Raw genomic sequence first — 323 nt, forward strand, 5'->3', positions numbered from 1 at the left:
CTCGACGCCACCACCCCAGACCTCGCTGTCGACTTTCAGAAGGACCCTTGATGGGTTGAAGGAACCCGCCGGTCGCCCAGCGACAGCACCCGGTCGCTTTCAGAAGGACCCTTGATGGGTTGAAGGCGGGGGTCGCCGACGTCGCTCGCGAGCGGTAGTGCGCTTTCAGAAGGACCCTTGATGGGTTGAAGGGAGGTGTTTGGATGAGCTGACCGGCGACGACGTCGACTTTCAGAAGGACCCTTGATGGGTTGAAGGGCGGATCCTCGATAAGAAAACCGAGGACACGATCCCGCTTTCAGAAGGACCCTTGATGGGTTGAA

The sequence above is a fragment of the Halobellus captivus genome, assembly GCF_007655485.1.
GTDB classification, from domain to species: Archaea; Halobacteriota; Halobacteria; order Halobacteriales; family Haloferacaceae; genus Haloquadratum; species Haloquadratum captivum.